Raw genomic sequence first — 14,121 nt, 5'->3', positions numbered from 1 at the left:
TTTATACTTTTTTTAAAATTTCATACAGCAAAAACCAATATTATTAAAAACCTGGGGTAATAATATCAATATTATCAATAAACACTTCGTTACTGCTATCTACTGCTTTTAAAGCTCTAACATAAATTACTGCTGTATTAGATGTTGCTTTGAAAACAAAACTGGTAGTTGTAAAAGTATCATTGCTTGATGAACTCTTGCTAGAGTTAAAATCATTAGTAATATCGAAATAACCATCTGCATGATCTTCAATATTTACTTCTGTTGTAATTTCTTTATTTAAAATAAATACTTCTGTGTTTATACCTGCTGCTTCTGATCTTGTGTCAATAGTAAAGGTGTATTCTACTCCTGGCTCTACTGCTACAACTTGATACAATCTTCTACAGCTATTACTTAGTTTTACTCCTCTTCCTCCACCTGCATTTGGTCCGAATTTATTACCATCACTGGTAGAACCTGGCTGCTCACTTGTACAGTAAGTAGCATCGATATAATCATTTAAATCTTTATTATACCAAATAGCTCTATAAGGGCTATCTACAGTTGCACCTGAATTATCTTTAATTGTTGAGTTTGGAGTCATATCCCAAGCATCAGCATTGTCACCTGTAGAGGCTGTCCAATCATTTGCAGTACCATTTAACACAATAGCCTTGAAAGTAGCTTTTACACCACCTACAGGTACTGGTTTTGTAATTGTTCTTGGTACACCTGCACTATTTGTAATAGTTAAAGTTACATCGTAAGTACCTAATTGTGCATACGTATGTGATGGGTTTTGTTCTGTTGATGTTGATCCGTCACCAAAATCCCAACTATGAGAAACTGCTAATAAAGAAGCATCTGTAAAGGTTGCTGTAAGTGAATTTGTAGTAAATGTAAAATCTGGAATTGCAGCTAATACTAAACCTTCTACTTTTTTTGTAACAGAAACTTGTTTACCTAAAAATGTTGTTGCAGTTAACGTAACTTCAAAAGTTTCTGCTGTAGCATACGTATGTATTGGGCTAAAATCTGGATCGCTTTGTGTGTCATCTGCATTCCACTCTACTGTATCACCATCTCCAAAATCCCACGTTAAACTCTGTGCACCTGAAGTTGTGTTTGTAAAAGTAACTTGAGAATCTACAGAAGTAAAAGAAAAATCTACAGAAATAGGATCTACAAAAGCAGAATCTACTGCTTGTAAACCATCTGAACTTGTAGTTGTTAATTTTACATTGAATAAACCACCTTCTGCATATGTATAATCTGGGTTTGCTTCTGCAGAGCTACCTCCATCTCCAAAATCCCAAGCGTAAGAAACTGCATCTGTAGAATAACTTCTAAAGATTACAGATAAGTTATCATCTGGTTTTGGACTTGTAGTAAATAATGTGCTTGGTTGAATATTGTTTACATTTCCTGTAGGAGGCGTAAACTCTTCATAACCACTATCATAACATGAGACAATACCTAAAAACATAAAGAACAGCATTAAAGTGCTAGCCTTAAATGTTTTGTGATTTCTATTTATCATAATTATTAATTTTTTTTAAATGTTTTTTATTGTTTTACTGAAATATCAAAAGCATCTAATCTACTTTCTACACCTGAACCTCTTAATAAAATTATTACTGATTCATTTGTACCTGCCTCAAAAGTAAGTGCATGTTTCTTAAAAACATTATCTACTCTACCAATGTTATTGTCTGTTCTTTGTGCGATAATATTAGCATCTAACTGTGCATCTGCTAAACTATCTGCATTTGTGTTAATGATAGAAACTGTTAAATCTCCAAAAGAATTTTCTTCAAACGCACTGAAGTAAGTTAATACATAAGTTGCACCTGGGGTTACCTCAATTTCTTGATAACCTGTTCTTGTACCATCTGCAGGAAACTTAGCTGCTTGTCTACCATCTGGTAAATTTGGAGCATCTACTGGGTTTGTGTCTGTATTGATTTGAAACACACTACCCCACCTTGAACTACTAGGTGCTCTCCAAGAATCTCTACCATCTCCTGTACCATCAAACAAGCTATTGTCTTCAAAACTTGGCTCACCAATTTCTGGAACTGGAATTTGTGGTACTGCTTGATTTACTGTAATTAACTTTTCTGTATATTCTGATTTTCCTAAATTATCTGTAACTGTTAAGCCAACAGTGTAAGTATCTGGTCCAGGAAAAGAGAAAATTAATTCTTGATCTTGTAAAGTTGCTGCAGGTAAAGCTGCTATTTGAGCTTGTAAATCTGCAACTGCTGCTAATGTTTCATCTGATAAAGCATCTTGCTCTATTTGTAATTGCACTTTAAAATCTGCCAACTGTGCTTCTAAAACATCAATTTTTGCCTGATTTGTTTCACAAGGTAATTTAAACTCAATTTTTGCAATTTCATTTTCAATGGCAACAACTGTAGCTAATTGTGCATCTATTTGTTGTTCTAAAACTGGTAAGTCTTTATTGATTAAAACTACACCTGCATCTGGAGTAACAGACCACTCATATTGAGTACCATTTACTGCTAAGTTAGAACCAGCTTGAAATTGAAAATCATAATTTGCTGAAATTTCTACATCATTACAATCAAATTCTGATGATGATACATCTGAAAAATTGTAAAATGGAGTAGGATTTGTGAAATCTGGTAGATCTCCAACTCCTGGTAAATCGTCATCTACACAAGATACAAACAACAAAAGTGATGTTAATGTAATGTATGTAAATCTAGATATCTGCTTTTTCATAAGTATATAAATTTTAGTATCCATTATTTTGTTTGTAAAAGTTAGGTAAGTTATCTATCTCTCTCTGAGGAAATGGTAAATATTTCTTACCACTTGTATAGTTCAAACTATTATTTGTTGAGAATGTACCTAACACATTATCTGCTTCATTAAATCTTATTAAGTCGTATAAACGTTGATTTTCATAAACGAATTCTACTTGTCTTTCGTCTAATAAAGCTTGTTTTGTTAAAATTGCTTCTTCATCTAAACCTGCTCTTCTTCTAACTTGGTTAAAAGCAGCTAAAGCTCTAGTATCTGTAGTAGAATCTCCACCAGCTAATATTGCTTCTGCATATAATAAAAGAACATCTGCATATCTTAAAACAATCCAATCATTGTCACCAATTTCACCATCTGTAGGAAATTTAGCATTAAAAGTATCGTTCGTAATATCTGCAGGGTTATAAGATAAAGCATCTATACTTGCATAAAATCTTACTGGTTGCTCTTCTGGTTTAATTACATCTAAAAACTCTAAAGTTGCAATATTAACACCATTTGAAGGCCCTTGTAAAGTCATTGCAAAACTATGAGATTCAGAATCTGTTTCTACTTGATCATCTAAACCACTATCACTAGTTACATAGTTATCACTACTTACTAAATCATAAGCAATAGAGAAAATAACCTCATTGTTAATTTCTAAACCTGGGTTGTTAGACCATGAACCGTCTAAAACACCATCTGTATAACCATCTGAAATTTCGTTACCAAAAATGTTACCATAGTCAATTACCAAGTTTGCATTATACTCATCATCTGTTAGTAAATCATTTGTTGGATCTGCAGGATCTGCATTAAACTCAAACTGTCTAGCATTGCTTCTTTCTGTAAATAATAGATTGTAATTGTAAGAAGCGCTGTTTTCTACTACAGAAGCTAATAATAATTCAGCTTCTCCATAATTAGGACTTGGCTGACTTAAATAAGCTTTAGCAGCTAAACAAATAGCAGCACCTTTTGAAGGACGATATCTATCTACAGTTGCACCATCTAAATAAGCAATAGAAGTTTTAAAATCTTCAATAATTTTTTCATAAACTTCTGCTTCTGGTAATTGAGGATAATCTAATGCCTCGTTCTTTGTTACGTCTAAAACTTTATCTATGTAAGGCACATTTTGGTAAGCTCTTACTAAATTAAAGTGACATAATGCACGCATAAAATAAGCTTCACCAACAGTATATTGTTGACTTTCTGGTGCTAAAAACCTGTTATCTATAATAGTATTTGCATGCTTAATTGTATGCATATTATTTGAGTAGTAGGTTGCAACATCACCATTATTAGGATCTACATTATAAGAACTAATTAACGGAAAGTTTCCATTCTCTGAATTTGCTCTTACATTATCTGATCTTAATTCGGTTAAGTAAAATTCATTTGCAGGCACTTTTTGGTATGCATCTAAAATACCATTTGAAAGTGCAATAAAACCATCATCTGTCTGCAGTAACTCTTCTAAAGATAAAGCAGTTGGATTGCTTAAATCTAGTTCAGTTTCACAACTTGTCAATAAAGCTAAGAAAGAAAAACCTACGATTATATTTTTATATATATTTTTCATAATTAATTAAAATTGAAAGTTAATACCTGCTGATACTGTTCTTACTATAGGACCATCTCCTCTTTGGTAACCTGCAGTTAAAGGTGTATTTGCATTATTTGATGTTTGACCTTGTGCTTCTGGATTAAAACCTTCATAACCTTTAGCTGTGAAGAATAATAAATTTTCACCAGTTAAATATAACCTTAATCTGTTAATATTCAGCTTATCAGTAACATCTGTTGGAAAAGTATAACCTAAAGTTACATTTCTTAATGCAATGAAAGAAGCATCTTGAATATGATCATCTGTAAACCTTCTGTGCACTGTTAAATCTCTATCTGGAAAGTTAGAAACTTCGTTTACTGCAGATTCACTTGCATAATAAAGTTGGTCTAAATCTGCCACTCTAACTTCTGCTCCATGAGAACCTTGTAATTGTAATGAAAGATCAAAATCATAGAATGCGAAATCTGAATTGAAACCCCATTCAAAATCTGGATAAGGGCTACCTAATTCTGTTCTATCATCCCCATCAATAATACCATCACCATTTAAATCTTTTACGTAAACATCTGCAAAATCATTATTAAATCTGTTAAAAGGATTATCTACCCACTCTAAAGGAATTTCTCTATCGTAAACCCAACCATAAAAAGAAGTAATTGGCTGCCCAACTCTTGCTATAAATTCTGTTGGTCTTGTATCTTGATCAATTCTCGAAATAATTTGCTCATTACTTCCCAAACTTTTTACTTCATTTCTGTTTAGAGAAAATTGTCCAGAGGCTGTCCATCTAAAGTTTTCTCTAGTAATAACTCTAGAGCTTAATTCTAACTCTACCCCTTTATTTTCTACTTCACCTAAATTCTGTAACCAGTTGTCTGTACCATAAGTTGCAGAAACAGGCGCAAATAATAATAAATCTTCACTTGTTCTAATGTAATAATCTGCTGTTAAGCTAAATAAACCACCTGCAAAAGTTACATCTATACCTGGGTTAAATTCTATTAGTTTTTCCCAACCTAAAGATTGATTTGCTAAAGTAATACCCTTAACACCCGTATTTTGATCGTAACTAATTGTACTAAAAGATTCTTCGAATCTGTATAAAGATTCATAAACGTTATTTGATATTTGGTTAGAACCAGATACACCATAACTTGCTCTGAATTTTAAGAACGAAATAAAGTCGTTATTTTCTAAAAACTTTTCATTAGAAGCTACCCAACCCACAGAAGCTGCAGGGAAAAATCCGAATCTATTATCAGATCCAAATCTTGTACTACCATCTGCACGTGCTGAAACTTGGAATAAGTATTTATCATCATAGCTATAATCGATTCTACCAAAATAAGATACTAATTTATCTGTACCATTATCTGTATATGTTGTTCCACCATCTGCTAATGCTATATTGTTGTTAAAATCATTAGTGTAACCAACTGCTTCAGATTCTTGTCTGTAAAAATCTCTCTGTGTATATTCAAAACCAAGAATTCCGTTAAAATTATGTTTCTTAATTTCTCTCTTATACTTTAATGTAGACTCAAATGCATATTGATTTAGCTCATCTCTTCTTTCAAACCTAAAAGATTCTTGATCTCTATTTTCTTGACCAAAGAAAAAGTCATCTGCTGTAGATTTATTATGTCTGAATACACCAGAAACTGTTTGTCTAAAGTTTAAACCTTTTGCTAATTTAAAATCAATATATGAAGAAGCATTTAAAGCTAATTTTTTCTTAGTTCTAGATCTTTCTAAGAAGTGAACTAAAGGATGTACATTCTTAGTAGTTGATAATGTTAATCCACCAGATGTTAACGGACTTGCAATTGGCAAACCTGTAACAGGATCTCTTAAAATTGATCTTGGATTGTTAGGATCTACTGTAAAAACATGATCAAAAGCTCTTGAGAAACCATAGCTACCAACACCTAAATTTTCGAATAATTTACCAGCATCTGTAGATACACCAACATCTGTAGAGAATTGTGTAACATAATCTAAATGATCTTCATTTAAATATAAAGGTAAGTGCCCTAATTGTCTTAATGGATCTGTAAATCTAGAAGGTAATCTTTCTTGATCATTATAGTTCACACGAACGTTAGCACCGTATTTAATTTTTTTGTTTTTTGATTTGCTATCAATCTTAACTCGAATATTATATTTATTAAAGTTATCTTTTAAAGCAATACCTTGATCTTCTAAAACTCCTAAAGAAGCAGTATACGTAGTTAAATCTGTACCACCTCTAGCAGCAAAAGAATGGTTTTTAATAAAACCACCTGTAAAAATAGCATCTTGCCAATTTGTTTCACCACCACCTAAAGAAGCAATAAAATCCATAGCTTCTAACTCTGCAAATGCATTATTATAATCGCTATTAATTCTATCAAAATTTGGGCTTGAAGGCAAAATAGCAGCTACTTCACTTTGTAAACCATTTAATCTTGCTCTTTCTTGAGCAATTGTTGTGTTAAAGTTGTCGTTGTTTGTAGAAAACTTATACCCTGTAAACGTATTGTAAGAGAAAGAAGTTTTACCAACAACTCCCTTTTTTAAAGTAACTAAAATAACTCCATTTGCACCACGTGAACCATAAATTGCTACAGAAGAAGCATCTTTTAGAACACTTAAAGATTCTATGTTATTATTATCTATTGTAGCTAATATATCTGGATCTGTACCTAAAACAATACCATCTACCACAATTAATGGCGATGATGATCCTGTAACAGAACCTGGACCCCTTAATGTAATTTTAGGATCTCCACCAGCCTCTGAAGCTACAGTTTGTATTCTTAAACCAGCAACTCTACCTCTAAGGGCGTCTTCTACTCTGGCTACAGATTGTTTTTGTAAATCATCTCCATCTACTTTTGTTAAAGCACTAGTTATAGTTTTCTTTCTTTGATCTCCATAACCTACAATCACAATTTCATCTAAAGTACTAGCATCCTCTGCTAAAGAAATGTTTAACTGTTTTTGATTCACATAAGGAATAGTAACAGTTTTAAAACCTAGGTAAGAAATTTGAATAATCTCACCAGTTTTTACTTTAATTTGAAATTTTCCATCAAAATCGGTACCTGTACCTTTTTTTGTGTTTAGAACTAGAATGTTAGCTCCAAAAATTGGTTCACCATCAGCTTCTGAAGTTACTGTACCTTTTACTGTTACCTCTTCTTGTGCATACAAGAAAGAACAGCATAAAAGCAACGTAAATAAGACTGATTTAATTTTTAAATTCATAGTCAATGTATTGAATTGTTGGATTAAAAATATATTCTAATGATTTGACTCACAGAATATCTAAACTTATTTTGAATCCCAGTTTTAGTCACCTAAACAACTGGTTTACCAAACTGGTTTACCAAACATATATCTTTTTTTGCTACTTACCAAGTAATTTCTTAAAAAAAGGTTAATAAAATTCTAATTTGGCAATTTTTGAGTCAAAAAAATATCGTATCTGAACTAGTAATAATTCAGTACGATATTTTTTATAATGTATTGATTTGGTAATGCTTAATCTTTATCTCCAAAATAAGATGGGCCATCACCTGTTAGAAAGTCTTCTCTCACTGGACTAAATGTGTCTATTAATTGCCCCTCTTCTAAACATATTGCACTGTGCAATAAATTTGGCTCTATGTAAACACCATCACCTGCTTCTACAATTTGCTTAACACCATCAATTTCAAATTCAAACTTACCTGATACACAGTAGGTTGCTTGAGTATGAAAATGTTGATGAGGAGAACCTAAAGCTCCTTTTTCGAACTTTACACTAACCATCATTATTTGATTGTCATAGCCTAAAAATTTTCTTGATACACCTCCACCAAGTTCTTCCCACTCTAATTTATTGGCTATGATATACTTGTCACTAAATCTTTTCATTTTGTTATTGTTTAATTATTTGTAATAGTAAACTCCTTTCCAGTTTACGGTTTTGTCTTTTAGTTTAAAATTATGTTCTGTATTTGGGTTGCTATCTTTATTGGCCAAAATTAGCAGTTTCTCCTCTTCATTTTTAAATACCACTTTTATGGCTGTATAATCTTCATAACTAGAAATTACTTCTATATTTGAAAAACTACTATATGCATTTGCAGCCACTTCTTTTACTGGATTATACGTTCCATGAGATTCTATAATAGAAGCAAATGTTGTGTTTTGTTTATTGTTTTTTCTGATAATAATAGAAGGGTCTTTTCTTAAATTAAATTTAGGATCATTAGCGCCCACTCTTGCAAAAATAATTTCATCATTTTTACTTGTGGCAGAAGTTAGGGTGTAAAACCTTCTATTATCTAACCAAGTAAATTGAATACTTTCTGCATTTGCGGTTCCACTACCTTCATTCCAAATATGATTGTAACCATATTTATCTCCTAACGTGGTTAACGATTTTGGCACAGTATAATCAAAGCTTGTGGCTATAATTTGTCCAAAATAATGAAATGGTAAATCGTATTGATTTTTGGAATTTGATTGCAAATTAAAAACATCAACTATAAAAGGTTTCTCTAATGCATCATCTTTAATCATAATTAAAGTTCTATGCATTTCTGTACCTGGATATGCATTACTTTCTTTTGCACTTACAATTTGAAATTTAGCATCAGTGGCGTCAAAAATAAATTGCTCTGGATGGTTTTTACTCCCAGTTTCAAAATCATATTTGTAATGAGACACACCATTTTGAACAACTGTATTATGTGCAATTGTGTGTTTGGCATACGTTTTATTTTCTTTTAAATAACCTCCACCATTTTTCTGCTCAACATTTACAAAACGTGATAAACCATAGTCTTGTAAAACTTCATCTCCATTTTCATACAAAGAGAAAGACAATTTATCATAATGACCATGACTTAATCCTTGGGCAGCATATTTATAAACCAAAGCCATTGTTTCATCTTTATTGTTATAACGTAAAATACCTATTCCACCTTCGTCTCCTTTAGAACCATCTGATAACATCATTGATTGTTTTACAAAAGGCTCTTCTTTACCCGCTTTTAAATCTTGTGCCACTTTTAAACCTGTAGCATCTAATTGTACAGTACCTTGCTTTTTAGCAACAGACAATAATCTTGGGTCTTGATTACCATAATAGTAGGCAATGTCTACTGCAGATACTAAAGATGATGTGTAATAAGACATTCCTTTTTGCCCATCATTTAAGGGGAAAAATTCGCCATCTGAATCTGTAAGATTTAATAAAGCATCTACTGCTTTTATTAAAACACCTTCTTTATAATCGAATATTTTTAAATCTGGTTTTTTGTTTTGTAGTGCTTCTGCAAAAATTAAAAAAGGATACATAGCATATCTTTGATAATAAGGACCTTCTGTGTAAAATCCATCAGGTGAAAATGGCGAATCTACATTGGCTAAAAAGCCAGCTTTGCCTTCTTTATCATAAATAAAGCCACCATCATTATCTATTTCGTTCAAGTCTACATTTCCTTTTTCTAAACCATATAAAGATCTATTGATAAGCTCTTCATCATCCATTACTAAACCAATCATACCAACAGCTACATTACCCCAAGTTGAATGGTTATGCACTCTATTAAAATACTTTGGATTTTTAACGGATAGAAAATCTGCATAAGGTCTAAACAGGTTTTTGTTTAAATACGCAGTTTGATCTTTTGGTAACCAATCGTAAATACAATCGTAAGCCTGACTTGTATATACCAACCAATTAGAATCGTTTAAACATTGCCAGAAAAATTTACCTGTTGCATAACTTCTAGGTTCTGGATGCGTATCAAAAGTTGGAAAAATTTTTGCGTATTCTAAGAGCATATCTCTAACAAAAACAGCGTATTTTTCATCTCCTAAAAGTTGAAATAAAACACCAGCCTTTTGCATGTGAGCATAGTTTAATTTATGTTGTGTATGTGTGTATCCACCAGCCATATCTTTAGGCATTGGCACATCTATTCCTTTTTCTATTGCTGCATCAACTTCTTCTTTTGCCAAAGCCAGTGTTTCATCAAAAATAGGAATAGCACCTAATTGTGATTTGATTTCTGAAACCGCTGATTTTGTTAATATTAAATTTGGATGATTTCCTTCTGAATCGTCTACTAATACTTTATTATCATTAGAACATGAGTATATTAGAATTGAAAGTAGAAAAAGTCTGGCAATTTTTAGCATTATAAAATTTTAGTGTTATTGTATAAAACAAGAACTTCAAAATTTTTACATAATGAAGCTCTTGTAATTATAATATTTTAAAGAATTTAGTTCTTTATAATCTTTTTAGTTGCAACAGAATCTCCGCTTGCAATTTTAAGGATATACATTCCTTTAGATAAGCTAGATACATCTATGCTATTGTTTACAACATTAGTAACTTGTAAAACTCTTTTACCAATTACATTGTAAACCTCTACACCAGAAATGTTTTCTGAAGAAGAAATATTAACAAAAGAATTAGCTGGGTTTGGATAAACTGTAAGGTTAGATGCAAATACATCATCAACAGAAGCAGTTGCTTTAGCACCTACAACAACACTTCCTAAAGCTGATTCATTTGCAGGGTCAGCAGGCACACCAATAATAGAAAAACCATATTGTACTACTAATCCTGTTGTAAGAGAACTTGCAGGAACTGTTACAGAAAAATCACCTGTAGCAGTTATTTCAACATTTTCATTAACTAAAGTGCTTGAATAATCTGATGCTAACACTTTAATAAAAGCGATCGCTTTATAATTTGAATCTAAATTAAAAGAACTTACATTTCCTTCAAAAGTTAAATCTTCACCATTAAACTCTGTACTACTTTCTACAAAAGAATTAGCTTCTATATATTTAACTGGAGTTTGAGTAGCTGCATTTTGATCAAACCAAGCAGCATTTGAAGCCTCTGCTGCCCAAATTGCAAAATTTGGCTGAAGTGTAACTGATGAAGATGTTATTGTAGTTTTAGATTCTGGGATGTTGTATTGAAAACCAAACGCAAAAGCATCATCAGAAACATTAAATGCATTGAAATAAGAAATCCAATCTGCAGCACTAGCTGTTAAAGGATCTACTGTGTTCCCTGAAGATGAAGCAGCACCTAAGTTTGCAAGTACTAAGTTATCTATTCTAACTTCGGTATCTCCATTCATAAAACCTTTATCCTTACCAGAATCTCCATGAGCTGAAGCATCATATGGCCCAATTGCTCTAATATAAATAGCTATACTAGTTTCAGAACCTGTATTAAAGGTTAATTGCGTCATATCATTCATATCTGTATTTCCTGGAGGAACAATCGTTGTTCTAGCAACATGGTTGTTGGTGTCATCTACTTGAGCCAATGTTTCATAACCATAATCATCTTGTAGGGCTGTTGCAGGCTCTGCATATAAAGGCGTATAACCTGAAACGTAAGCACTACCTTTTAATATAATAACCTCTATATACTCAGTTGTAGTAGTAGCATCATTAAACCAGTATTCTAAATCTAAAGTGTAATCGCTATTAGCTTCTACTGCAACTTCTTGATAAACTGCATCAGACTCTAAGTCATCTAATTTTACAACATCTTGACTGTTCTTTGTAGATGATTCACCTTGATCTCCTACTGATTTATTAATCCAACCAGAACATGCACAATCTGAACCTGAATTTTTTGCAATTTTATTAAAAGTTGCATTATGAACTACTGGCTGAGTTTGCCCATAGGATAAAGCGCTTATTAAAATTAAGCAAAATAAAAGTAATGTTTTTTTCATAAGATAAGTATTAATTAATTAGTGTGATTATTGGTTTACCAAATTGGTTTACCAACTTAGCTTTCAAAAATACAAATAAATATGAATTATAAAAATTTATTTGAGTTAAATTAAAAACTTGATTAATAATCGATTAAAACATTACATTTTCTACATATTATAAACACCACCATTGATATCTAAAGTAGCGCCTGTAATAAAACCATCAAATTCTGAAGCTAAATACAAAACAGCTCTAGCAACATCATCTGGATTTCCTGCTCTTTCAATAGGAATACCTGCTATAGTTTTTGCTGCAGATTCCTTAGTAGTGTGTGTATCATGAAATTGTGTACCTAAGATTAATCCTGGTGCAACAGCATTTACTCGAATGCCTTTTGCACCATATTCAGTTGCCAAAGCTCTTGTAAATGTTAAAATAGCACCTTTACTAGTTGCATAAGCTAATGAACCTGGATGCCCACCTTTTCTTCCTGCCAAAGAAGCCAAATTTACAATACTACTATTTTCATTTTTAGATAAATAAGGCTCTGCAGCTCTTGTAACCAACATCATTGATGTTAGATTAATATCCATTACTTTATGCCAAAAATCGGTTTGCATATCTTCTAATAAATTTCTTGCCACCAATGAACCTGCATTGTTTATTAAAATATCTAAGCCACCAAAAGCAGTAATGGTTTCTTTTATGGTGTTATTTGCATCCTCATCTTTTGTTAAATCACCTTTAATAGCAACAGCTTTTACCTTTTTGGTTTTTGCTAATTGCACCAATTCATTGGCTGTATCTGCACTAGAGAAATAGTGGATAGCAACATTAGCTCCTTGCGCTATAAAATGTTTTGTAATTGCTTCTCCTATACCTTGAGCACCTGCTGTAATCAATACATTTTTACCTGTTAATTTTGTATTCATGTGTTTTTTAAGTTTATTTTACATTATCATTTTTAGAAAAATAGCCTTCATTAGATACTACCTTATCACTTATTTTTAAACTGCCAGATTTAAACCAAACCTCTACATAATTTCCAGTCTCATATTGTTTTTTTACATCGCCATTAAAGGTCTCTGCTCCTGAACACCAATTTCTATTTACTTCTGGTGATTTACCATTTGTTTGATTATAGGCACCTAATTTGAAGAAACATCCTTCACCTTCGTAAGCATTTTTGCGCTCTACACCATCTTGACCTACAGGAAAAAATAGTTCTTGAGTTTGTAGTGGAATGTCTGCTTTTGTAACGTATTCTGATTCAATTAAGTTTTTTTTAAAAGTTTTGGTTTCATGTCCTTTACTTTTAAAAGTTAAAGACATTATTCCGTTTTTCACTTCTACTTCATAGGTAAATTCTTCTCCCAGTGCAATTCCGTCTTTTGGTTCATCTGGAACTTCATTTGCTGATGGGCCAACCACTGAAAAATCATAACCCCAAACTGCTGTAGAAAAATCCCATCTACCAGAATTATCATCACCTTTGGTATTAATTTCATAATGCCAAAAAACAGAACCTTTTTTATGCCCTGGATAAATTTTATAAAAAATTTTTAAAGGTTCGTTTTCATGTTTATCTGCACTATGAATTTGACCTACCACCACAGAATGGGTTGCTGCAACTGTTTCATCGCCAGTAGCAGAAACATTCATTACCTTTAAAGTGGCTGTCATTTTTTCGTTCGCCGTTTTTGGGTACCATTTTTTTAATTGTGCTAATTCTGTTCTGGTATTGTTAGATGTTCCATGCGTATTACCACCATTTGGCGCTTTAAAAACTACCCAATTATTTTGGCCATCATTCTCTGTGTAGAAATAGTCTTTGTTTTCAAAATTTAATGGTACTCCTACATTAGTACCATCGCCTAAAATAAGTTTCCAATGCTCAAAAAACGGAATTACATCACTTGCATAAACTGTTTCCTGTTTTTTTATTTCCTCTTTTTTTCCCTCTGATTTTTTGCAACCTATAGCTACAGAAAAAGTGACTAAAATTATTGCAATCAGTTTTAAAAAAGGTCTTATATATACATTCATAATTTGAGTTTTAT

General features: G+C 32.0%; 9 protein-coding genes. All 9 read right to left on the bottom strand.

The genetic code is table 11. From position 1 onward, the window contains the following. Nucleotides 1–43: 43 nt before the first annotated feature. The 9 genes from MED152_RS13420 to MED152_RS09745 all read right to left on the bottom strand — a co-directional run bounded on the left by MED152_RS13420 (nt 44) and on the right by MED152_RS09745 (nt 14,107). On the bottom strand, nt 44–1,522 hold the full coding sequence (locus tag MED152_RS13420) for a PKD domain-containing protein (RefSeq protein ID WP_015481713.1): 1,479 nt from the start codon (nt 1,520–1,522) through the stop codon (nt 44–46). A 26-nt stretch (nt 1,523–1,548) separates the two neighbouring features. Then, a complete protein-coding gene (locus MED152_RS09780) occupies nt 1,549–2,733 on the bottom strand; it encodes a hypothetical protein (protein ID WP_238559138.1) in 1,185 nt (394 codons plus the stop codon). 13 nt (nt 2,734–2,746) lie between these two features. Continuing rightward, the gene (locus MED152_RS09775) at nt 2,747–4,342 is read right to left on the bottom strand and encodes a RagB/SusD family nutrient uptake outer membrane protein (protein WP_015481711.1); all 1,596 of its coding nucleotides are present in this window, start codon (nt 4,340–4,342) and stop codon (nt 2,747–2,749) included. 6 nt (nt 4,343–4,348) lie between these two features. After that, nucleotides 4,349–7,579 (bottom strand): TonB-dependent receptor, encoded by a 3,231-nt coding sequence (locus MED152_RS09770; protein ID WP_015481710.1) that lies wholly within the window; start codon nt 7,577–7,579, stop codon nt 4,349–4,351. A gap of 276 nt (nt 7,580–7,855) precedes the next feature. Beyond that, the gene (locus MED152_RS09765; protein WP_015481709.1) at nt 7,856–8,230 is read right to left on the bottom strand and encodes a cupin domain-containing protein; all 375 of its coding nucleotides are present in this window, start codon (nt 8,228–8,230) and stop codon (nt 7,856–7,858) included. Between the two features lie 15 nt (nt 8,231–8,245). Continuing rightward, a complete protein-coding gene (locus MED152_RS09760) occupies nt 8,246–10,507 on the bottom strand; it encodes an alginate lyase family protein (RefSeq protein ID WP_015481708.1) in 2,262 nt (753 codons plus the stop codon). Between the two features lie 86 nt (nt 10,508–10,593). Then, nucleotides 10,594–12,078: a T9SS type A sorting domain-containing protein gene (locus tag MED152_RS13415; protein ID WP_015481707.1), complete on the bottom strand. Its 1,485-nt coding sequence runs from the start codon at nt 12,076–12,078 to the stop codon at nt 10,594–10,596. 150 nt (nt 12,079–12,228) lie between these two features. Next, the gene (locus MED152_RS09750) at nt 12,229–12,993 is read right to left on the bottom strand and encodes an SDR family NAD(P)-dependent oxidoreductase (RefSeq protein ID WP_015481706.1); all 765 of its coding nucleotides are present in this window, start codon (nt 12,991–12,993) and stop codon (nt 12,229–12,231) included. A gap of 13 nt (nt 12,994–13,006) precedes the next feature. Beyond that, nucleotides 13,007–14,107, bottom strand: coding sequence for a polysaccharide lyase family 7 protein (locus tag MED152_RS09745; RefSeq protein WP_015481705.1), 1,101 nt, complete (start codon nt 14,105–14,107; stop codon nt 13,007–13,009). Nucleotides 14,108–14,121: the final 14 nt, after the last annotated feature.

Source organism: Polaribacter sp. MED152, from assembly GCF_000152945.2.
GTDB lineage: Bacteria > Bacteroidota > Bacteroidia > Flavobacteriales > Flavobacteriaceae > Polaribacter.
This window is presented reverse-complemented; position numbering and strand designations above follow the sequence as displayed.

Excerpts from the sequence above, each read along its gene's own strand:
- MED152_RS09780 (WP_238559138.1), bottom strand. The coding sequence starts at position 2,733 with ATGAAAAAGCAGATATCTAGATTTACATACATTACATTAACATCACTT.
- MED152_RS09750 (WP_015481706.1), bottom strand. The coding sequence starts at position 12,993 with ATGAATACAAAATTAACAGGTAAAAATGTATTGATTACAGCAGGTGCT.
- MED152_RS09760 (WP_015481708.1), bottom strand. The coding sequence starts at position 10,507 with ATGCTAAAAATTGCCAGACTTTTTCTACTTTCAATTCTAATATACTCA.
- MED152_RS09775 (WP_015481711.1), bottom strand. The coding sequence starts at position 4,342 with ATGAAAAATATATATAAAAATATAATCGTAGGTTTTTCTTTCTTAGCT.
- MED152_RS13420 (WP_015481713.1), bottom strand. The coding sequence starts at position 1,522 with ATGATAAATAGAAATCACAAAACATTTAAGGCTAGCACTTTAATGCTG.
- MED152_RS09770 (WP_015481710.1), bottom strand. The coding sequence starts at position 7,579 with ATGAATTTAAAAATTAAATCAGTCTTATTTACGTTGCTTTTATGCTGT.
- MED152_RS09765 (WP_015481709.1), bottom strand. The coding sequence starts at position 8,230 with ATGAAAAGATTTAGTGACAAGTATATCATAGCCAATAAATTAGAGTGG.
- MED152_RS13415 (WP_015481707.1), bottom strand. The coding sequence starts at position 12,078 with ATGAAAAAAACATTACTTTTATTTTGCTTAATTTTAATAAGCGCTTTA.
- MED152_RS09745 (WP_015481705.1), bottom strand. The coding sequence starts at position 14,107 with ATGAATGTATATATAAGACCTTTTTTAAAACTGATTGCAATAATTTTA.